General features: G+C 52.7%; 23 protein-coding genes. 12 read left to right on the plus strand and 11 right to left on the minus strand.

The window, feature by feature from the left end:
* The 5 genes from rph to AC4GMC_RS11045 all read left to right on the plus strand — a co-directional run.
* Positions 1-680: ribonuclease PH (gene rph / locus AC4GMC_RS11025; RefSeq protein WP_487876565.1), on the plus strand; the 680-nt coding region annotated here is incomplete at its 5' end.
* Positions 677-1300, plus strand: coding sequence for an RdgB/HAM1 family non-canonical purine NTP pyrophosphatase (gene rdgB, locus AC4GMC_RS11030; protein ID WP_487876564.1), 624 nt, complete (start codon positions 677-679; stop codon positions 1298-1300). The genes rph and rdgB, both read left to right, overlap by 4 nt.
* Positions 1297-1677, plus strand: coding sequence for a RidA family protein (locus tag AC4GMC_RS11035; protein WP_487876563.1), 381 nt, complete (start codon positions 1297-1299; stop codon positions 1675-1677). Before rdgB ends, AC4GMC_RS11035 begins: the two co-directional genes overlap by 4 nt.
* The gene (hemW, locus tag AC4GMC_RS11040) at positions 1674-2825 is read left to right on the plus strand and encodes a radical SAM family heme chaperone HemW (protein ID WP_487876562.1); all 1152 of its coding nucleotides are present in this window, start codon (positions 1674-1676) and stop codon (positions 2823-2825) included. The genes AC4GMC_RS11035 and hemW overlap by 4 nt, the downstream gene beginning before the upstream one ends.
* A 2-nt stretch (positions 2826-2827) precedes the next feature.
* Positions 2828-3181 (plus strand): YbaN family protein, encoded by a 354-nt coding sequence (locus AC4GMC_RS11045; RefSeq protein ID WP_487876561.1) that lies wholly within the window; start codon positions 2828-2830, stop codon positions 3179-3181.
* Here AC4GMC_RS11045 and AC4GMC_RS11050 read toward each other — a convergent pair.
* The 7 genes from AC4GMC_RS11050 to hemJ form a co-directional block, all read right to left on the minus strand.
* Positions 3156-4073 carry a ParB/RepB/Spo0J family partition protein gene (locus AC4GMC_RS11050; RefSeq protein ID WP_487876560.1) on the minus strand — a complete coding sequence of 306 codons (918 nt, stop codon included), beginning with the start codon at positions 4071-4073 and terminating at the stop codon, positions 3156-3158. The two genes, AC4GMC_RS11045 and AC4GMC_RS11050, sit on opposite strands and share 26 nt — an antisense overlap.
* A 7-nt stretch (positions 4074-4080) precedes the next feature.
* A complete protein-coding gene (locus AC4GMC_RS11055) occupies positions 4081-4863 on the minus strand; it encodes a ParA family protein (RefSeq protein WP_487876559.1) in 783 nt (260 codons plus the stop codon).
* A complete protein-coding gene (gene rsmG, locus AC4GMC_RS11060) occupies positions 4853-5473 on the minus strand; it encodes a 16S rRNA (guanine(527)-N(7))-methyltransferase RsmG (RefSeq protein WP_487876558.1) in 621 nt (206 codons plus the stop codon). The genes AC4GMC_RS11055 and rsmG overlap by 11 nt, the downstream gene beginning before the upstream one ends.
* The gene (gene mnmG / locus AC4GMC_RS11065; protein WP_487876557.1) at positions 5470-7341 is read right to left on the minus strand and encodes a tRNA uridine-5-carboxymethylaminomethyl(34) synthesis enzyme MnmG; all 1872 of its coding nucleotides are present in this window, start codon (positions 7339-7341) and stop codon (positions 5470-5472) included. The genes rsmG and mnmG overlap by 4 nt, the downstream gene beginning before the upstream one ends.
* A gap of 2 nt (positions 7342-7343) precedes the next feature.
* Positions 7344-8618 (minus strand): tRNA uridine-5-carboxymethylaminomethyl(34) synthesis GTPase MnmE, encoded by a 1275-nt coding sequence (gene mnmE / locus AC4GMC_RS11070; protein ID WP_487876556.1) that lies wholly within the window; start codon positions 8616-8618, stop codon positions 7344-7346.
* A 27-nt stretch (positions 8619-8645) separates the two neighbouring features.
* Complete coding sequence (rho, locus tag AC4GMC_RS11075; RefSeq protein ID WP_487876555.1) at positions 8646-9917, minus strand: transcription termination factor Rho; 1272 nt, start codon at positions 9915-9917, stop codon at positions 8646-8648.
* A 113-nt stretch (positions 9918-10030) separates the two neighbouring features.
* Entirely contained in the window at positions 10031-10483 is a 453-nt protein-coding gene (gene hemJ / locus AC4GMC_RS11080; protein WP_487876554.1) for a protoporphyrinogen oxidase HemJ, read from the minus strand.
* A gap of 405 nt (positions 10484-10888) precedes the next feature.
* Here hemJ and AC4GMC_RS11085 point away from each other — a divergent pair, with 405 nt between their 5' ends.
* Genes AC4GMC_RS11085 through dnaQ form a run of 4 tightly spaced genes read left to right on the plus strand, consistent with a single transcriptional unit; the run spans position 10889 to position 13560 of the window.
* Positions 10889-11488, plus strand: a complete 600-nt coding sequence (locus AC4GMC_RS11085) for a Maf family protein (protein WP_487876553.1) — start codon at positions 10889-10891, stop codon at positions 11486-11488.
* Positions 11485-12318, plus strand: a complete 834-nt coding sequence (locus AC4GMC_RS11090; RefSeq protein ID WP_487876552.1) for a shikimate dehydrogenase — start codon at positions 11485-11487, stop codon at positions 12316-12318. Before AC4GMC_RS11085 ends, AC4GMC_RS11090 begins: the two co-directional genes overlap by 4 nt.
* Positions 12315-12887 carry a dephospho-CoA kinase gene (gene coaE / locus AC4GMC_RS11095; protein ID WP_487876551.1) on the plus strand — a complete coding sequence of 191 codons (573 nt, stop codon included), beginning with the start codon at positions 12315-12317 and terminating at the stop codon, positions 12885-12887. The genes AC4GMC_RS11090 and coaE overlap by 4 nt, the downstream gene beginning before the upstream one ends.
* The gene (gene dnaQ, locus AC4GMC_RS11100) at positions 12880-13560 is read left to right on the plus strand and encodes a DNA polymerase III subunit epsilon (RefSeq protein WP_487876550.1); all 681 of its coding nucleotides are present in this window, start codon (positions 12880-12882) and stop codon (positions 13558-13560) included. The genes coaE and dnaQ overlap by 8 nt, the downstream gene beginning before the upstream one ends.
* 7 nt (positions 13561-13567) lie before the next feature.
* Here the strand turns inward: dnaQ and secB are convergent, their stop codons facing one another.
* Positions 13568-14065: a protein-export chaperone SecB gene (gene secB / locus AC4GMC_RS11105; protein WP_487876549.1), complete on the minus strand. Its 498-nt coding sequence runs from the start codon at positions 14063-14065 to the stop codon at positions 13568-13570.
* 57 nt (positions 14066-14122) lie between these two features.
* Positions 14123-14584: an FxsA family protein gene (locus tag AC4GMC_RS11110; RefSeq protein WP_487876548.1), complete on the minus strand. Its 462-nt coding sequence runs from the start codon at positions 14582-14584 to the stop codon at positions 14123-14125.
* Between the two features lie 100 nt (positions 14585-14684).
* Here AC4GMC_RS11110 and AC4GMC_RS11115 point away from each other — a divergent pair, with 100 nt between their 5' ends.
* The 3 genes from AC4GMC_RS11115 to AC4GMC_RS11125 are packed head-to-tail and all read left to right on the plus strand — an operon-like array spanning position 14685 to position 16866.
* Complete coding sequence (locus tag AC4GMC_RS11115) at positions 14685-15347, plus strand: Tim44/TimA family putative adaptor protein (RefSeq protein WP_487876547.1); 663 nt, start codon at positions 14685-14687, stop codon at positions 15345-15347.
* Complete coding sequence (gene mltA / locus AC4GMC_RS11120) at positions 15344-16279, plus strand: murein transglycosylase A (protein ID WP_487876546.1); 936 nt, start codon at positions 15344-15346, stop codon at positions 16277-16279. The genes AC4GMC_RS11115 and mltA overlap by 4 nt, the downstream gene beginning before the upstream one ends.
* A complete protein-coding gene (locus AC4GMC_RS11125) occupies positions 16276-16866 on the plus strand; it encodes a Smr/MutS family protein (protein ID WP_487876545.1) in 591 nt (196 codons plus the stop codon). The genes mltA and AC4GMC_RS11125 overlap by 4 nt, the downstream gene beginning before the upstream one ends.
* On the opposite strand, the gene AC4GMC_RS11130 is transcribed toward AC4GMC_RS11125, so the two are convergent.
* On the minus strand, positions 16849-18051 hold the full coding sequence (locus tag AC4GMC_RS11130; protein ID WP_487876544.1) for an MFS transporter: 1203 nt from the start codon (positions 18049-18051) through the stop codon (positions 16849-16851). The genes AC4GMC_RS11125 and AC4GMC_RS11130 overlap by 18 nt on opposite strands.
* A gap of 40 nt (positions 18052-18091) precedes the next feature.
* A complete protein-coding gene (hslU, locus tag AC4GMC_RS11135) occupies positions 18092-19393 on the minus strand; it encodes an ATP-dependent protease ATPase subunit HslU (protein WP_487876543.1) in 1302 nt (433 codons plus the stop codon).
* Between the last annotated feature and the right edge of the window lie 93 nt (positions 19394-19486).

Consider the following 19486-nt stretch of genomic DNA (forward strand, 5'->3'; position numbering starts at 1 on the left):
GCCCTATTGAGATCGAAGTCGGTTTCACAAAACACGCCGAGGGCTGCTGTCTTATCAAGGTTGGCGATACCCATGTGCTATGCACCGCCTCGCTAGAAGAGCGCGTGCCCCCATTTTTGCGCAACACCGGCCTGGGCTGGGTGACAGCAGAATACGGCATGCTGCCCCGCGCAACCAACACCCGGATGCGCCGCGAAGCAGCGTCGGGCAAGCAATCCGGCCGTACACAAGAGATTCAGCGCCTGATCGGACGATCCTTGCGGGCGGGCGTTGATCGCAACGCGTTGGGCGAACGACAGATCACCGTTGATTGCGACGTGATCCAAGCCGATGGCGGAACGCGGTGTGCAGCCATCACCGGCGGTTGGGTTGCGCTGCGCCTTGCGGTGAACAAGTTGATGAAGGCCGGCGACATTGTAACCGACCCAATTACGGATCACGTCGCTGCAGTTTCTTGTGGTGTCTATGCTGGGCAGAGTGTGCTCGATCTTGACTACGCCGAGGATTCTCAGGCCGGGACGGACGGAAACTTTGTGATGACCAGCGAAAGCGGTTTGATCGAAATCCAAGCATCAGCTGAGGGTGCGACGTTCTCCAAGACGCAATTCGCAGAGTTGATGGCGCTGGCTGAGCAAGGCGTCGCTGATCTGGTGACTGCACAAAAGATCGCCACATCATGAGGCAGTTCAAGGGGGACGCACTTCTGATTGCCACGCACAATAGAGGCAAGCTTGAGGAAATCGCGGCCCTCTTGGCGCCCTATGGCATCAAATGCACATCAAATGCCGATCACGGCCTGCCGGAGCCAGACGAAACCGAGACTACCTTTGTTGGGAACGCGCGGATCAAGGCCCACGCAGCGGCGCAGGCCACCGGCTTGCCCGCATTGGCTGATGACAGTGGGTTGACCATTGATGGTCTTGGTGGTGCGCCCGGTGTTTACACTGCCGATTGGACAGAAACCCCACAGGGCCGCAATTTCGTGATCGGCATGACCCGTGCCTGGACCGAGCTTGAAGAAGCGAATGCGCCCTATCCGCGGACTGCGCAATTCAACTGCACCCTCGTACTTGCGTGGCCGGACGGTCACGACGAAGTTTTTCCGGGTGTGATGGCTGGACAAATTGTGTGGCCGATGCGCGGCGATCAGGGGCATGGTTACGATCCGATTTTTCAGCCTGATGGCTATTCTGAAACGTTCGGGGAAATGGATCGCTGGGAAAAGAACCAGATCAGCCACCGGGCAGACGCATTCAAAAAGCTTCAGGCGGTTTTCACAGGCCATGGTACCGACACATGAGCAAACGGTTGATTTCCAGTGGATCGCCATTTGAAGCCGAAGTCGGATATTCCCGCGCGGTTGTTCAAGGAGATTGGTGTTTCATGGCCGGAGTCACGGGGTTTGATTACAGCACCATGACCCTACCGGACACGATCGCTGCACAGGCGCGGCAATGCTTTGTGACCATCGATTCAGCGCTTCAGGACGCCGGGTTCACGCGAGCCGATATCGTACGCGTCACACATTACGTAACAGACCGTGCGTTAGTGGATGAACTGAAGCCTGTATTGAGTGAACATTTGGGCAGCATTCGGCCCGCCGCGACAATGGTGATAGCCGATCTAATGACGCCAGAGATGCTATACGAAATCGAAGTCACGGCCTTTAAAGGATGAGCCGCCCCCCCGGCGGATTTGGGTTGTACCTGCATTGGCCCTTTTGTCAGGCCAAATGCCCATATTGCGATTTTAACTCGCATGTTTCTGCCAATATTGACCAAGCCCGGTGGCAAGCTGCATATCTAAGCGAATTGGATCGCGCCGCCGCAGAGACAGAAAACCGTGTGTTAGAGACTGTTTTTTTTGGTGGCGGCACACCGTCGTTGATGGATCCATCACTTGTGTACGCCATAATTGAGCGTATTCGCCAAAACTGGCCCATGGTGAACAATCCAGAGATTTCACTGGAGGCTAATCCGACATCTGTAGAGGCTGGACGCTTTGCCGGTTATCGCGACGCAGGGGTAAACCGGATATCGATGGGTATTCAGGCCTTGAATGATGACGACCTGCGTAGGCTTGGGCGCATGCACTCTGTTAAGGATGCTCAAGCTGCCTTTGATACCGCAAGAAACCTATTTGATAGGGTCTCTTTTGACCTGATTTATGCGCGCCAAAATCAAACCCTTCAGGATTGGAAGGCAGAGTTGACAGAAGCGCTAAGCATGGCCGTGGATCATCTGTCGCTTTATCAACTTACAATCGAGGACGGCACGGCCTTTGGCGCTCGTCATGCAGCGGGCGGTCTAAAGGGGCTGCCCGATGATGACACCTCCGCCGATATGTACTTGCTGACCCAAGAAATCACCGCAAGCGCCGGATTGGGCAGTTACGAAGTTTCTAATCACGCGCGCGAAGACGCTCAGTCGCGGCACAACCTGATTTATTGGCGTGGTGGGGACTATATTGGCATTGGCCCCGGTGCGCATGGTCGTTTGACATTAGCAGGTCAAAAGTTCGCCACAGAAACCGAATTGAGCCCGCTTGGTTGGCTCCTGAATGTTGAAAAGAAAAGAAGTGGGGAAAGCCTGCGTGAGGCGATTCCAGTTTCTGAGCAGGCACTCGAATACCTGATGATGTCCCTTCGGTTGAGTGAGGGAACGGATCTGGGGCGCTACAGAGCTTTGGGCGGCAAGTTCGCACCAGAGGCCGTACAGGACTTGGTCAAGCTAGGTCTTATAGAGATTGACGAAACCCGTTTGCGCGCCACCTCTCAGGGCAGGCCGGTTCTTAACGGTCTTCTCCGGAACCTCATTACCGAGTAATCATGCGCATCGTTTGGATCATTGGCGGCTTGGTGTCTCTCGGCCTGGGCATTCTTGGCATACCGCTTCCCTTGCTGCCCACGGTCCCATTCCTATTGCTTACCGCATTTTGCTTTTCGCGTTCGTCGGACCAGCTACACGGTTGGTTACTCGCTCATCCGACACTCGGTCCACCGATCCACAATTGGCGGCAATCAGGTGCAATTTCTAGATCAGCCAAAATCACATCGACAGCCATGATTACAGCATCCCTAGGAGTAGCGCTTTACTGGCAAATTTCGTTGGTTGTGATCTTTTTTCAGGTAACGGTGTTGGGTGGAGTTTCCTACTTTATCTGGTCTCGACCGGAGGCATGATCGTCAAGAGTCGGCACAATTCATCCAGTTGATCCAATGACTTGTATGAAATAGTAATCGAGCCTGCTTCACTATCTACGACATGATCGATATCAACACTCATCCCAAGGTTTGCCGACAAATCGTCTTCTAGCGCCTTTGTATCTGCATCTTTTTGAGCGCTGGCCTTGGGCTTGCGTGGAGAGGATTTAGACGGACCCGTGGGCTTTGCCTTAGCTAATTTTTCAGTTTCACGGACCGACAGCTTCTTAGTTAAAATTGCGCGCAGTAATTCATTCGGATTGTCCGCCGTCAGCAGAGCCCGGCCATGTCCAGCTGTAATTTCACCAGCACTCAACACATCCTGAACTGCATCCGGAAGCGACAGAAGCCGCATAGAGTTTGCAATATGGCTTCGGCTTTTCCCAAGCGCAGTCGCAAGTTTCTCTTGGGTATGCCCGAACTTTTCCATGAGTTGACGATAGCCAGCGGCCTCTTCAATCGCATTGAGGTCAGCACGTTGAATGTTCTCAATGATAGCAACTTCGAGCACTTCAATGTCGTCGAAATCGCGAACAACAACGGGGAGTTCATGAAGCTGCGCCGCCTGAGCCGCACGCCAGCGGCGTTCACCCGCAACAATTTGGTAGGACGTCGGATCCCCGGGCAATGGCCGAACGATTAATGGCTGAATCACGCCCTTCTCTCGAACGGAATTTGTCAGATCGACAAGATCATTCTCCGTGAACTGACGGCGCGGCTGGTCAGGATTGGCATAAATACGCTCAATCGGGACCGTTTCGAACCCTTTGCGCCCCTCAGCTTGTGAAGGCGTTGCAGCCTCAACGTTTACGTCTGCCATTAACGCGGACAAACCTCGCCCTAGCCCGCGTCGATCTCGTTTTTCAACCATCGGTCCCCTACCCTTCGTGCCGCTTCAACATCTCAGATGCCAGCAATTTATACGCGACTGCACCCCGTGAATTGGGATCATAGTTCAAAACTGGTTGTGCAAAACTTGGCGCCTCACTCAGACGAACATTCCTTGGAATAACAGTACGATAGACCAAGTCACCCAAATTATCACGGGCATCGTTTTCGACCTGAATACACAGGTTATTCCGTTTATCGTACATCGTTAACACTACACCGTCGATGCGTAGCGATGGATTAGCCCCGTCCCGCACGTCGCGCACCGTCAAAAGAAGCTGACTTAGCCCTTCAAGAGCGAAAAATTCAGTCTGCAACGGAACCAATACAGCCGTCGATGCCACAAAAGCGTTTAAAGTCAAAAGGTTAAGAGAAGGCGGGCAGTCAATAATGACGTAGTCAAATGGTTCAATGGCCTGATCATAAAGAGCATTCTTTAATCGCAGTATGCGCCCTTCTGATTTACCAAGTTCAATATCAACGGAGCTGAGATCCGTTGTTGCTGGTGCGATTGCAAGGTTTGGAAAATCAGTGGCTTGAACCACATCTTGTAGCTTAGCTTCCTCGATTAACAAATCGTAGGTGGTGACAACCCGATCATCTAGTGCGACGCCAAGTCCCGTAGATGCATTACCTTGGGGATCTAGATCAATGAGCAAAACACTTTGGCCGCGCGCTGCAAGTGCCGCTCCGAGGTTGATTGACGTGGTCGTTTTCCCCACGCCGCCCTTTTGATTGGCAACCGAAAGAATGACCGGTCCATTATTTGGCACGCTGAATATCCTTTATGGCGAAGATTGCCGCAGTCGGGTCCGTTAAGCTGGCGATGGTTTTAAAATCAAATGACCAACTTTCACGCGCTTGCTCAAGTTCCTTTTTATGAGAACTACCCTTTGGAAACAGCGCAACACCATTCTGATCGAGGTGGGTATTTCCGTATTCAACCAGCTTTTCTAATGAGCCTAGTGCGCGCGCCGACAGAACATCCGCTTTCTGATTTGGTATTTCTTCGATCCTATGGCTTAGAACCTTTGCTTTCAAAGCCAAATCGCGAATGACTGTCCTAAGGAATACAGCCTTCCGTGTATCGCTTTCCACCAGCGTGAACGAGACATCTGGGTGTGTATCCACAAGCATTGACGCTAAAACCAAAGCGGGAAATCCACCACCGGACCCTAAATCCAACCATACACCGCTCTTGGGTGCAAAGGTCGCCAGTTGTGCAGAGTCTAGAAAGTGACGTGTCCAAATATCTGCCAGCGTACTACTTGCCACTAGGTTTATCTTTGGGTTCCACTTTCCAATAAGAGCTTCATAGTGATTTAAGCGTTCAATTGTTTCACGTGAAACATTCAACCGTCTCTGAAATTCTTCCTTGCTCATGCTGTGCGCTTAAATCTCTGTTTGAGGTGGGACAGTATTAACGTAAGTGCTGCTGGTGTCATCCCATCAATACGCGCCGCCTGCCCCAATGTCTCAGGGGTTACGAGACTTAGCTTAGATTTCAATTCGTTAGAAAGCCCTTCAATCTCAGTATATGAGAACTCTCTAGGGATCGTTTGAGCTTCATCGCGCCGCAAGGCCTCTACGTCTTGCGCCTGACGATCAATATAATTGGCGTATAACGCGTCGCGCTCAATCTGATCACTTATCTCCACATCAGGTTTAAGAGCAGGCCAAATTTCCCGCAGCCGGCTAAAATCTATATCCGGAAAGGAAAGTAGTTCAAAGGCAGTCCGCTTTTTGCCGTCCTCTTTTACGTCGAGGCCAGCATTTCGCGCGGCCTTTGGCGTTAAACTAAGCGACCCGAGTTCAGATCGTAACTGATCCAACTTTTCTCTCTTGAGATCGAATTGCTTACGTCGCCCTTCACCAACACAGCCCAGGGCGGTACCAATAGGGGTCAATCGCTGGTCTGCGTTATCCGCGCGTAAAGACAATCTAAACTCCGCGCGCGATGTAAACATCCGGTATGGCTCAGATACGCCCCGAGTAACCAAATCATCGATCATCACACCTATATAGCTTTCAGATCGACTAAAGGTGACTTCGTCTTTCTCCGTAGCCTGGCATGCTGCATTAAGCCCAGCAACCAGACCCTGCGCGGCGGCTTCTTCATACCCTGTAGTGCCATTGATCTGCCCAGCAAGAAATAGGCCACTCAAAGCCTTTAGCTCTAGGGTTGGCCGCAATGCTCGTGGGTCGACATAATCATATTCAATTGCATAGCCAGGTTGAAGGATTTCAACATTCTCGAGGCCACTTATCGACTTTACATAAGCTTCTTGCACATCAACTGGCAACGATGTGGAAATTCCGTTTGGATAAATTGTATTATCTTCAAGTCCTTCTGGCTCAAGGAAAATCTGATGCGATGTCTTGTCTGCAAATCGTACAATTTTGTCTTCAATTGATGGGCAGTACCGTGGTCCTACTCCGTCGATATGTCCACCATACATCGCTGATCGCGAGAGATTATCCGCGATAATCTGGTGCGTTTTTTCATTTGTATGCGTGATACCACAGGATATCTGACGACAAGCCGCTTTATTTGATAGGAATGAAAAGAGCGTCGGCTCCTCATCTGCCGGCTGCATTTCCAACCCAGACCAATCAATTGTCTTTCCATTTAGTCGCGGCGGAGTTCCTGTCTTTAGCCTTCCTAAAGGAAGGTTGAGATCATCGAGACGTTTCGCAAGCGCTTGGGAAGGCGCATCTCCCATACGGCCCCCTGGGCGAGAGACATCCCCAATATGAATGACGCCGCGCAAAAAGGTTCCGGTAGTTAGAACAACTGCACCCGCACGAATTTCTGTATCGTCTGAAAGCTTCACTCCAGCAGCACGGCCATTTTCAATGAGGAGGTCGGCCACTTCGCCAATTACAATTGAAAGGTTTGGCTGTGCCTGAAGTTCTTTTTGAATAAACTGTTGATATAGCGCTCGATCGGCTTGAGTACGTGGTCCCTGCACTGCCGGGCCTTTACGCCGATTAAGCAGGCGAAACTGGATACCAGACGCGTCGGCGGCTCGCCCCATAAGGCCATCCAAAGCGTCAATTTCGCGGACTAGGTGCCCTTTTCCAAGCCCCCCGATGGCTGGGTTGCAAGACATAACGCCTATACCCGCTTGTGACATTGTAATCAGGGCTGTCTTGACGCCCATACGAGCAGACGCATGCGCAGCATCTGCCCCTGCGTGACCACCACCTACAACGATGATATCAAAGTCCAATTGTTTCACGTGAAACACTCCTACTTTCCTAGACAGAAGCTCGCAAAGATCTCATCTAGCACATCTTCCACGCCAACGCGACCAATCACTGCGCTAAGGGACTGAACAGCGCCGTATATTTCCGCGGTTAACAGCTCCGAAGGCATATATAGAATATTGTCGCGCACATGACACAACCGAGTGTGACACTCGCTAAGGGCTACCCGATCTCTTTCCCTACTGATCAAACCAATATCTGCCGTCAGATTACCAAGGCGAGCAGAAATCTCTGACAAAAGGTCATCCAAGCCGACCCCGTTAAGGGCAGAGATCCCGACCCCGTAAATATCATGCTTTGTCGAAACGATGATATCACCTTCACTGGGCATCAGGATGGGGTCAGCATCAGGCCCCTCTAAAAGGATAACACGCAATTCAGCAACTTTTGCGCGCTCTAGCGCACGAGCGACGCCTAGTTTCTCGATGGGATCATCCGTTTCACGAACACCAGCAGTATCCAAAAAGGTCACTGGCAGCCCTTGAATATCCATGCGGACTTCAACAATATCGCGTGTCGTGCCCGCAATCTCGGATGTGATAGCTGCTTCCTTACCAGATAAAGCATTGAGAAGTGTAGATTTCCCAACATTTGGTGGCCCAATGATCGCCACCTCAAATCCCTTTCGAACGGATTGCGCTACATTTGATCGAGATACTTCAGAAGAAATCGTTGCAATCACTTCCTGAAGAAGGCTCTCGACCTCCGGATACACATTCTCAGGAACCTCCTCATCGGCGAAATCGATTGTCGCCTCTATCAGGGCCGCTGCTCGGATCAGGTTTGCTCGCAAACTTTCAATCATATCACGCAAGGCGCCATCAAAAGTACGCATCGCTTCTCGCCGCTGTACCTCTGTTTCGGCCTCAATAAGATCAGAGAGCCCTTCTACTTGCGTTAAATCGAGCCGCTCATTCAGTAGGGCGCGACGCGTGAACTCCCCAGGTTCAGCCACACGCGCCAGACCCGTATCCGATATGGCTGCCAATACAGCACGAACAACCGCGATACTTCCATGAAGCTGTAGCTCGACAGTCTCTTCGCCCGTAAAACTTTGACCTTCTGGAAAAAGTAGAACAAGCGCCTGATCCAACAGGGTACCGTCGCCAGCTCGAACAGAACGCAATCCCATTTTGCGGCCTATGGGAAGGCTACCACACAATAGTGTATAAACTTCAAAGGCTTGCGGGCCCGAAATTCGAACTACCGCAACTCCCGCCTTCCCCTGTGCAGTCGCCAGTGCAAAGATCGTATCCATAACGCCCCGCTCTAGCGGACCAAATGTTTATGAGTTCATAGAATCGAAGAACTCAGAATTTGTTTTGGTCTGTTTCAACTTTGAAATCAGGAATTCGATAGCGTCCGTAGTCCCCATTGGGTTGAGAATTCGACGCAAGACAAAGGTCTTTTGCAGGTCTTTTTGATTAACCAGAAGCTCTTCCTTACGTGTGCCGGATTTCAGAATATCCATCGCAGGGAACACGCGTTTATCCGCCACCTTGCGATCCAACACGATCTCGGAGTTACCTGTCCCTTTGAACTCTTCAAAGATGACTTCGTCCATCCGTGAGCCTGTGTCGATCAAAGCTGTTGCAATGATCGTCAACGAACCGCCCTCTTCGATGTTCCGAGCCGCACCAAAGAAACGCTTTGGGCGTTGCAACGCGTTAGCATCCACACCGCCTGTCAGAACCTTACCAGACGACGGCACGACAGTGTTAAATGCACGGCCCAAACGGGTAATCGAGTCTAGCAGAATGACAACGTCCCGCTTGTGCTCAACTAGGCGTTTCGCTTTTTCAATTACCATTTCTGATACAGCAACGTGGCGCGTGGCAGGTTCATCGAAAGTCGAGGAAATGACCTCACCTTTCACAGAGCGCTGCATGTCCGTCACCTCTTCGGGACGTTCATCAATCAGCAAAACCATCAGATAGCATTCTGGATGGTTCGTCTCGATCGACTTTGCAATGTTTTGTAAAAGAACCGTTTTACCAGTACGCGGGGGCGCCACGATCAGGGAACGTTGGCCTTTGCCAATCGGCGCGACAAGGTCGATGATCCGCGCGGATCGATCCTTAATCGTCGGATCTTCAATCTCCATATTCAAACGATCATCAGGATAGAGCGGCGTAAGATTATCAAAGCTAATCTTATGACGAGCCTTCTCAGGATCCTCAAAGTTAATGATCGCAACAGACGTTAACGCAAAATAACGCTCATTCTCATCAGGAGCCTGAATGACGCCCTCGACAGTATCACCAGTCCGCAGCGAATACTGACGGATCATGTCAGGTGAGACATAAATATCATCGGGTCCGGACAGGTAGTTTGCTTCAGGTGACCGAAGAAACCCAAAGCCGTCTTGCAGAACCTCAAGAACGCCGACACCGGAGATTTCCCAACCATCCTCAGCGCGTTCTTTGAGGATCGAGAACATCATCTCGCCCTTACGCATCGTGGAGGCGTTTTCAATCTCAAGCTCTTCAGCCATTTTCAGCAGATCTTTGGGCGAATTCGCCTTTAGATCAGAGAGATTCAGTTTTTCTTCAGACATGCGCACTCCAACGGCCCAAAAAGGCCGAGGTTGATAGTAGAAATGGGAAGCGGTTCTTGGACCAGGACGATCCTCCGCACATGCCGCCTAGTACCCAGGCGCCAAAAAGTCAATCAGAAGGGGCGAGCGATGACAGAAACGATGATCACGATCAGCAGAACCGTCGGAACCTCATTCATCAATCGATAGTGACGGCCAGAGCGTTGCTGGCCATCAGCCATCAAGTCCTTTCGCCGTGCACCGCACCACATGTGGAACCAAGTCATACCAATGATTGCTGCAAACTTGGTATAGGGCCATGCAGCGGACCAATCGATTGCTCCTGGTGTCAAAATCAACGCAAGTCCAAGTAGCCAAGAGGCAATCATCGCTGGGTTCATAATCGCCTTGAGAAGCCGACGCTCCATGGTCTGGAACAGTTCAGCTGTCTCTCCGTTTTTTCCAACTTTTTCAACATGATAAACGAAAAGTCGTGGAAGATAAAACAAACCAGCCATCCATGCGATCACAGAGATCACATGCAAGCTTTTCGTCCATGGATAGGCTACTGCCAACAAGTCGATCATTGTGGTTTTTCCTCTAAGTCGCCGTCTGCCTAACACTAATAAATAATATTAAGAAAGAAGATTGTTGTTGTAGGTTGTACTGGGGAAAACGGGGATAAGTAGAGCTGTCCACACCTCAGAATTTTTAATTGTAAGTTTTCCTTAATGTGTGGAGAAGAAGTTGGGTAAAATCTGAAAACATATATTTTTCAATGTGTTGTTTTGTGGATACTTATTCTGACAACTCTGGGCGGCTTTTTGGGAGCAAAAATCTTATCCCGCTGTTAAGAACTTGTTAGTGGTTGTGAGTAGCCACTTTGAAAATAATCTTCAAAGTACCAACTTACCCCCGGATAGTGTTATCCCGGACTTATGCCGGGCTCTGCCCACCGGGTTATGCGTCCGCTTTTGCAAAGGGTTTTCCACATGCCTCAGCCATTGATCTTGGCCTCTGGTTCGACGATTCGTCGGCAACTTCTCGAAAACGCTGGCGTGTCCGTTGAGGTTATTAAGGCAGCAATAGATGAGCAAATGACTACGGCTGCCCTTCTCAGCGAAGAGGCAAAGCCTAGGGACATTGCCGACACTTTAGCCGAGATGAAGGCGCGACGCGTGGCAGACAAAGGTGTTTCAGGTATGGTTTTGGGCTGTGATCAAGTGTTGGAAGTGGATCGCAAGCTCCTCTCCAAACCGAAAACCCCAGAAGATGCTCTCTCTCAGCTGAAAGATATGTGTGGAAAAACGCATAAACTGCTGTCAGCGGCTGTCTTGATTGAAGATGGACAACCCGTTTGGCGCTTTGTTGGAGAGGTCAAGCTGACCATGGCAGAACGGTCTGATGCCTATCTAGCGGACTATGTGGATCGCAACTGGGACAGTATTCGCGAAGCTGTGGGTGCCTATAAGCTCGAAGAGGAAGGGGCACGGCTGTTTCATCGTGTGGATGGGGACTACTTTACTGTTCTAGGTTTGCCCTTACTGCCGCTATTGGGCTACCTGACCACACGGGGGATAATCGACGGATGACGGATAAAGTGAAACTTGCAGGTGTCATTGGCCAACCCATTGCGCATAGCCGGTCCCCGCAGTTGCACGGCCATTGGCTGAAAAAATATGGTATATCAGGTCACTATATTCCGATGGACGTTGCCCAATCCGACCTAAAAACGGTCTTGGAAACACTTCCTAAGATGGGGTTTCAGGGGGTTAATGTCACCCTGCCCCATAAGGAAGCAGTCCTAGAGCTGGCAGATAGCGTGACAGACCGTGCCGCTTTGATAGGTGCCGCCAATACGTTAACATTTACTGCTGATGGGCGCATCCAAGCAGACAATACCGACGGCGTCGGTTTTTTGGCAAATATTCGCGATTATGTTCCAGAATGGTCGGCTAAATCTGGCCCGTGTGTTGTGTTCGGTGCAGGTGGCGCGTCACGAGCGATAATCGCCGCGCTCAGTCAGGCAGGCGCACCAGTAATACGCGTAACCAATCGAACACGTGCGCGATCGGACGCTCTCAAGGACCACTTTGGGGCCAAGATTGAGGTCATTGATTGGGTTCAAGCGGGCAACGTTTTGGGCGATGCGTCTCTGTTGGTAAACACGACATCATTAGGCATGCAGGGGAAATCAGCGCTGCGCGTGCCATTGGACGGTCTACGCCCTGAAACAGTGGTCACTGACATCGTCTATACTCCACTTGAAACGGAACTGCTTCGCACCGCTAAGGCGATAGGCTGCCGCACAGTCGATGGCCTAGGGATGTTGCTGCACCAAGCAGCACCGGGTTTTGAACGTTGGTTCGGCACCGCGCCTGAGGTGGATATGGAACTACGCAAGGCTGTGTTGGCCTCATGATCGTACTGGGACTGACAGGCGGTATCGGTATGGGCAAAAGCACGACAGCAAATATATTTCGCGCGCGTGGCGTACCCATTTGGGATGCAGATAGCACCGTCCATAAGCTTTATAACAAAGGTGCGGCTGTCGCCCCTATTGGTGCAATCTTTCCACAAGCAATCAGTGAAGGCCGTGTTGATCGTGATGCTTTGCGGCAAATTGCGATGAACCCAGACGATCTCAAGCGGATTGAAGCCATTGTTCACCCACTGGTAGCCGCGGATCGCGCGACGTTCCTTAGTGACAGTACAGCGCCTGTTGTTCTGCTCGACATTCCACTGTTGTTTGAAGTTGGCCTAGATACAGAGGTCGACAAAATCATCGTCGTATCCGCCCCAGCCAGCGTCCAAAAACAGCGCGTGATGGATCGTGGCACAATGACAGAGGCTCAGTTTGAGGCTATCCGTTCAAAACAAATACCTGATGCCGAAAAACGGGCGCGTGCGGATTATGTAATTGAAACCATGACCCTTGATGCGGCCGAGGAACAAGTGGATCTAATTTTGGCAGAGGTGACCCATGCGTGAGATCGTTCTTGATACAGAAACAACGGGGTTTTCGCCCGAAGAAGGCGACCGGATCGTTGAAATTGGCGCCGTAGAGCTGATGAATCAACTTCCGACGGGTCGGACTTACCACCAATATATCAACCCGATGCGTGACATGCCAAAGGGCGCATTCGAAGTGCACGGTCTTAGCGAAGAATTTTTGCGCGACTTCCCAGTGTTTGAGGCGATTGCCGATGCATTTCTCGACTTCGTGGGCGACGCAAAGATGGTCATCCACAATGCTGCCTTCGATATGAAGTTCCTGAATGCTGAACTCGGTTGGTGCAAACGACGCATTTTGCCTATGGATCAAGCTATTGATACGTTGATGATTGCGCGCACCAAATTCCCCGGGTCACCTGCGTCGCTGGATGCGCTTTGCCGCCGGTTTGGGGTCGACAACTCAGCGCGCGAAAAACACGGCGCTTTGTTGGATAGTGAAATTCTAGCGGAAGTATATCTAGAGCTTACGGGCGGTGTGCAGCCTGACTTCGGGCTTTCAACGACAAGCGGGACCAGCACACAGGCGGCCCGTACCGCTGGCAAACGTCCGCGCCCGTTGGCGTCTAGGATCACCGAAGAAGAACGCGCCGCCCATGATGCCTTTGTAGGCAAGATGGGCGACGCTGCATTGTGGTCTAAGCTGGCGTAATCGCTGCTTAGGAAACCGTTGCCTGTGCAGCCTCAGCTTGGGCACGGCGTGTGATTTCGCTGCGATAAAGGCTGACGAAATCAATGGTTTCGAGGTTCAGCGGCGGATAGCCACCGTCACGTGTGATGTCCGACACAATGCGGCGCACAAACGGGAACAGCATCCGAGGGCATTCAATCAACAAGAAGGGGTGCAGCTGGTTATCTGGCACGTTTTCGATGTGAAAAATGCCATTGTAATCCAGCTCAAGAACGAAAATCTTGGCGTCGTCAGCTTTGGACTTTGCTTCGATGTTCAGCTTGATCGTCACATCGTATTGGTTTTCAACCGGGCGCTTTTTGGCGTCTAGGCCGACCTGTACGTTGATGTCGGGCTCTGCATTGCCTTGCATGCCCTTTTGGGCTGCGATGTTTTCAAACGACAGATCACGGATGAACTGTGCAAGGACTTTCATTTGCGGCGCTGCCTGCTGTTCGGGCGCTGCTGCGGGGGTTTCGTCGGCCATTGATCGCTCCAAGATAAGGTTGATACCCAGATATCAGAGGACCATTGGACCCTCAAGCTAGTCGGGCTTGGTCCAACCAGATGGCTTATCACGGGGTTCTGCATCCACCGTTAGATCAATGATATCATCCTCGGCACGGGGTGCGGACTGCGCCCCATATTGAAAGCTTTGAACGCGGATTTTACTACGAACATACCGCAGGATTACGGTGCGTATGCCCGGCACCAAAAGAGCAAATCCCACCGCATCTGTGAAAAAGCCAGGCGTTAGCAACAAAAGCCCAGAGGCCAGAACCATCGCCCCATGCGCCAGAGTTTCAGTCGGATCGCGCATCTCCTGAAAGCTGTTTTGGAGCTTTGCCAGCTGCGCAAGCCCCTGAGAGCGCACAAGAACAGTGCCCACGGCCGCCGTCAGGATCACAATTCCGAGAGTTGGCCACATGCCCACCCACCCGCCAACCTGTAGGAAAAGCGCTATTTCTAGAACCGGCACGCCGACAAAAAGCAAAAATAGCCACATTGGGGCACCTCCTTGGCTGGGGTTTGTGGACTTGACCCCTTGCCGGCCTTACATAGGGATGAGTAACGAAAAATGAAACGCCTTAGGCCCGAGGATACAAATGGATAACCCCGTGATTGGTTTACTTATACTTGGCGGGATCGCTTTGTTCCTGATTCTCAGGTTGAAAAGTGTACTTGGCACGCGCGACGGGTTTGAAGCGCCTCCCGCAAATACGCCCGCACCTCAGGGCCGTTCTGTGCGCCGCGACTTCGAGGTCATTGATGGCGGTCCAGATCGTGACATTATCGACCATGTGGATGATGGATCCGAGTCCGCTCGCGCCCTTGCGGGAATGAAGCTGGCAGAACCTGGTTTTTCCGTGACAGAGTTTATCGGTGGCGCACGTGGCGCTTACGAAATGATCCTTATGGCGTTTGAACGTGGTGACGTCGCTGAAATTGAAAATTTCCTAGCCGAAGACGTGTATGAGACGTTCGTCTCCGTAATTGCGGATCGTGAAGACAAAGGCCTACGGATCGAAGCTGATTTTGTCGGCGTGCGTGAGGTCGGTCTAGAATCTGCAACCTTTGACCGCGACACGAATGAGGCAGAGGTAACGCTCCGCTTTGTGGGTGAGTTGACCAGCGTTGTCCGTAACGAAGCCGGTGAGATTGTTGAGGGCAACCCCAACGAAATCAAGAAGCAGCGCGACGTGTGGACATTTGCTCGCACTATGGGCGAGGATGACCCGAATTGGCGTCTCGTCGCGACGGGTGGATGACAGACGTATCCCTAAAAGACACCGAAAAGGCCGGGTCTGACACCCGGCCTTTGTCGTTTGACGCCCTGCGCGACTGGTCCAATGACGACCATGCAGCGGCGTGGGCGTGTTTTGAGAACACGCGTGATCTTTGTTACCCGTTTTTGAGAAAAGCCAATGACATCTCGGCGCGCGAGTTCTTTGAGACGCATTTCACATTGCACCGTTTGGGCGCCGGCAATGGGCATCTAACCGGTTACTATGAGCCTGAAATCCCCGCCTCTCTTATCCGTACGGATGAATATCCATGCCCGATCTATGCTTGCCCTCCGGATGCTGCCGCGCAGGCGTTGACCCGTGCGGCTATCGTCCAAGACGGAGCATTGGATGGGCTAGGGCTTGAGATTGCATGGCTGCGCGATCCCGTAGATGCTTTTTTTCTGCAAGTGCAGGGATCAGGGCGATTGATGTTTGCGGATGATCAAAGCATCCGTGTGGGTTTTGCAGCGAAAAACGGGCATCCTTACGTGAGTATTGGCGCCGAACTGGTTCGCAAAGGGGTCTTTTCCGCAGGCGAGGTATCGGCGGATAAGGTTAAGGAGTGGCTCCGTTCAAACGGAACCGATCTGTTGCTGCTGAACCCTTCTTTTGTGTTCTTAAAGGTGCTCGATCTGCCACAAGACAGCGGTCCACTTGGCACGATGGATCGTCCAGTGACGGCAGATCGCACATTGGCAGTAGACCCCGCACACATTCCGCTTGGCACCCCAGTCTGGATCGAGTTCGAAGGCCAAGGCCGCCTGTGCGTGGCCCAAGATATTGGCAGCGCGATTAAAGGCCCTAACCGAGGTGACCTGTACTGCGGAACCGGTGCGGATGCTGGTCTGCGTGCAGGATCGTTGAATACAGAGGTCACGATGACACTTCTTTTGCCACGAGAGGCATCAACATGAGCCGTCGTCGCAAGGAGCTCAGTTCAGATGATGCCGCGCTCTGGCAGGAGGTCGTTAAAACGGCTGATCCGCTGCACCCCACCAAGCGGGCAAGCGCGCTACCTGAACAACCCAAACCGAAGCCAAGCCCAAAGCCGGATCATACGATTTCACACTTCCAACTGGGCCAGCAGGCGCGGGCCAAGCTGCCTTCGCATGATATTGCCCCTGCCCTGCGGGAGCGGATGAATAGTGCACCGCTGCGCATGGACAAAAAAACGTTCACAAAAATGCGACGGGGCAAGGTTCGGCCAGAGGGCAAGCTGGATCTGCACGGAATGACGTTGGCGGCGGCGCATCCTACGCTGATGCGCTTCGTGATGGATGGCCATGCTGATGGTAAACGGCTTTTGCTGGTTGTAACCGGCAAGGGCAAAAGCACCCGTGACGATGGCCCAATCCCGATCCGACGGGGGGTTTTGCGACACCAAGTGCCCCAGTGGCTGGCCATGCCTCCGATGGGTGCGGTGGTGTCACAGGTGACCCAAGCGCATATCAGCCATGGCGGCGAGGGCGCTTATTATGTCTATCTACGCCGTGCGCGCTGACCGCAGGCCAATCCAAGCCAATAGCCCTGCGCCCATAAAATAGACACTAAATAACGGAAATTGCGCGTTAAACGACAAGCCTGTGTCAATGAATGCGCCGGTGATCCATGGCCCGGCAGCTGATCCTGCAACCATAACCGCGGTTGCTAGCGCCTTAATTGAGCCGACGAATTGAGTACCATAATGCTCGGCCCAGAATGCGCCGGGGACTGCCGCGCTCATGCCTTGGGTTGCGCCGATAATCACAAATGCAGCGGCGCCCACCGACAACGACGTCGCTGACGCCAGCAACATGAACCCCAAAGCGGCCGGTATCAGATAGGTTGCAACAAGCGGCCGTGTGCCAAAACGGTCAATCGCCGCGCCTGCGCACAGCATCGCGACCACAGACGCCACCGTAAATACGGGAAATAAAAGCGTGAGGTCAGCGTGCGTCCAGCCCTTATCCTCGGCCAAGTGGACTTGGTGAAAAAATAGCGCTGTTCCCCATGCAGATAACCCAAAGATTGATGGGCAAAAGGCCCAGAACAGCGGGTGTTGTACTGCCTCGGCGCGGGTCCAATGGCGCGCACCCATCCCTGTGGCACCTTTTTCCTCTGCATGGGATTGTGGCGTGCGTTCCTTTTGCAAAAGCCAAACCAACAGTGGAATAGCGAGAAAGGCGAACCCCGCGGCAATGGCCCATGAAACGCGCCAACCTACTGCATCCTTGATCATGACAAACAGCATCGGCAGGAACGCTTGCGCCACGGCAAAGCCGAGTGCCGCAATGGCCAATGCCCGTCCGCGCGAGGCAACGAACCAGCGTGTCATCGCAACGGCGGGGATATGGCTTAACATGCCCTGACCCGTTACCCGTAAAGCGAGGATCAAGAACACCAAAGTGCCTGCAAATGGGTTAACCGCCATCGCAATGCATGACAGCGCCAGCAAGATCAGTGTTATCGCAGACAGCGTTCGCACCCGGAATCTGTCCGTCAGACCACCAGCCCACACCATAATTAGGGCCGATACCCCTGTACCGATCCCATAGATCAGACCCCATTCCCCATGGCTCAACCCGAAATCACGGCGAATTTCACCCGCAAAGATCGCGATAAAGAAAGTCTGACCATAGCTGGATGAAAACGCCAACAGCGCCCCAGCCGCCAGCCAGCGGATGTTAGAGAGGAAAAACCCGATCATGGCCAAGCGTTACGGCCGAAGGATGCATCGCGCTAGTGTTTTACAGCACGTAGCGGCTTAGATCGGTCGATTTCGCCAAAGCGCCCAAGTGTTTGTCAACAAATGCGGCATCAACCGTAACCGTATCGCCGGTCCGATCCGGCGCGGAAAAGCTGAGGTCCTCGAACACGCGTTCCAGCACTGTGTACAGTCGCCGTGCACCGATGTTTTCGACGCTTTCGTTTACTTCAGCAGCAATGCGGGCCAAGGCGCCGATACCCTCAGGTGTGAAATCGACGGTGACTTCTTCGGTTGCCATTAACGCCGTGTATTGCCGCGTTAGCGCGTTGTCGGTTTCCGTCAGAATACGCACGAAATCTTCTTCGGTCAGGCCGCGCAGTTCCACACGGATCGGCAGGCGACCCTGAAGTTCGGGCAAAAGGTCTGATGGCTTCGCGATATGAAACGCACCAGACGCGATAAATAGAACGTGGTCGGTTTTGACGGGTCCGTGTTTGGTCGAAACGGTTGTGCCCTCAATCAGGGGCAACAAATCGCGCTGCACGCCTTCGCGGGATACATCGCCACCGCGCGCATCGGAGCGGGTGCAAACCTTGTCGATTTCGTCGATGAACACGATGCCTGATTGTTCAACCGCGCGGATCGCTTCGCGATTGACGGCCTCAGCATCGAGCAATTTGTCAGCCTCTTCATCGATCAGAAGGTCATAACTGGCCGCAACAGTCAGGCGTTTCGTAACCGTACGCTGGAATGCTTTGCCAAACATCGCCCCAAGATCCATTCCGCCGGGCATCTGACCAGGCTGGCCAGGGATCTCAAAGGGCATCGGGTTCGAGGTATCCTGCACCTCAAGCTCAATGATCTTGTCGTCCAGGTCACCAGAGCGCAGTTTTTTGCGGAACATTTCACGGGTGCCACCACGGGCGCCGTCACCGGCCAGTACGTCAATCACCCGCTCCTCAGCTGCGGAATGGGCATTGGCCTTAACTTCATCGCGCATATGTTCGCGGGTCATGAGAATGGCGCTGTCCACTAGATCACGAATGATCTGCTCTACGTCGCGACCAACATAGCCAACTTCGGTGAACTTTGTGGCCTCAACCTTTAGAAACGGTGCGCGCGCCAGCTTAGCAAGACGACGAGAGATTTCGGTTTTGCCAACGCCGGTGGGGCCAATCATCAGGATGTTCTTGGGATACACTTCATCGCGCAGGTCATCGCCCAATTGCTTTCTGCGCCAACGATTGCGGAGCGCCACGGCAACGGCCCGCTTGGCATCCTTTTGGCCGATGATGAAACGGTCAAGCTCGGATACGATTTCACGCGGGGTCAGGTTGGTCATTGTGGTCTCCTTCTTGGTCCTAACTAAGCGCCCGGTCGAAAATCGCAACCAATCGGTCTAGGGCTGCCCAAGGATGATACGTGTTGTTTGGCG

This window comes from Thalassobacter sp., assembly GCF_982993085.1.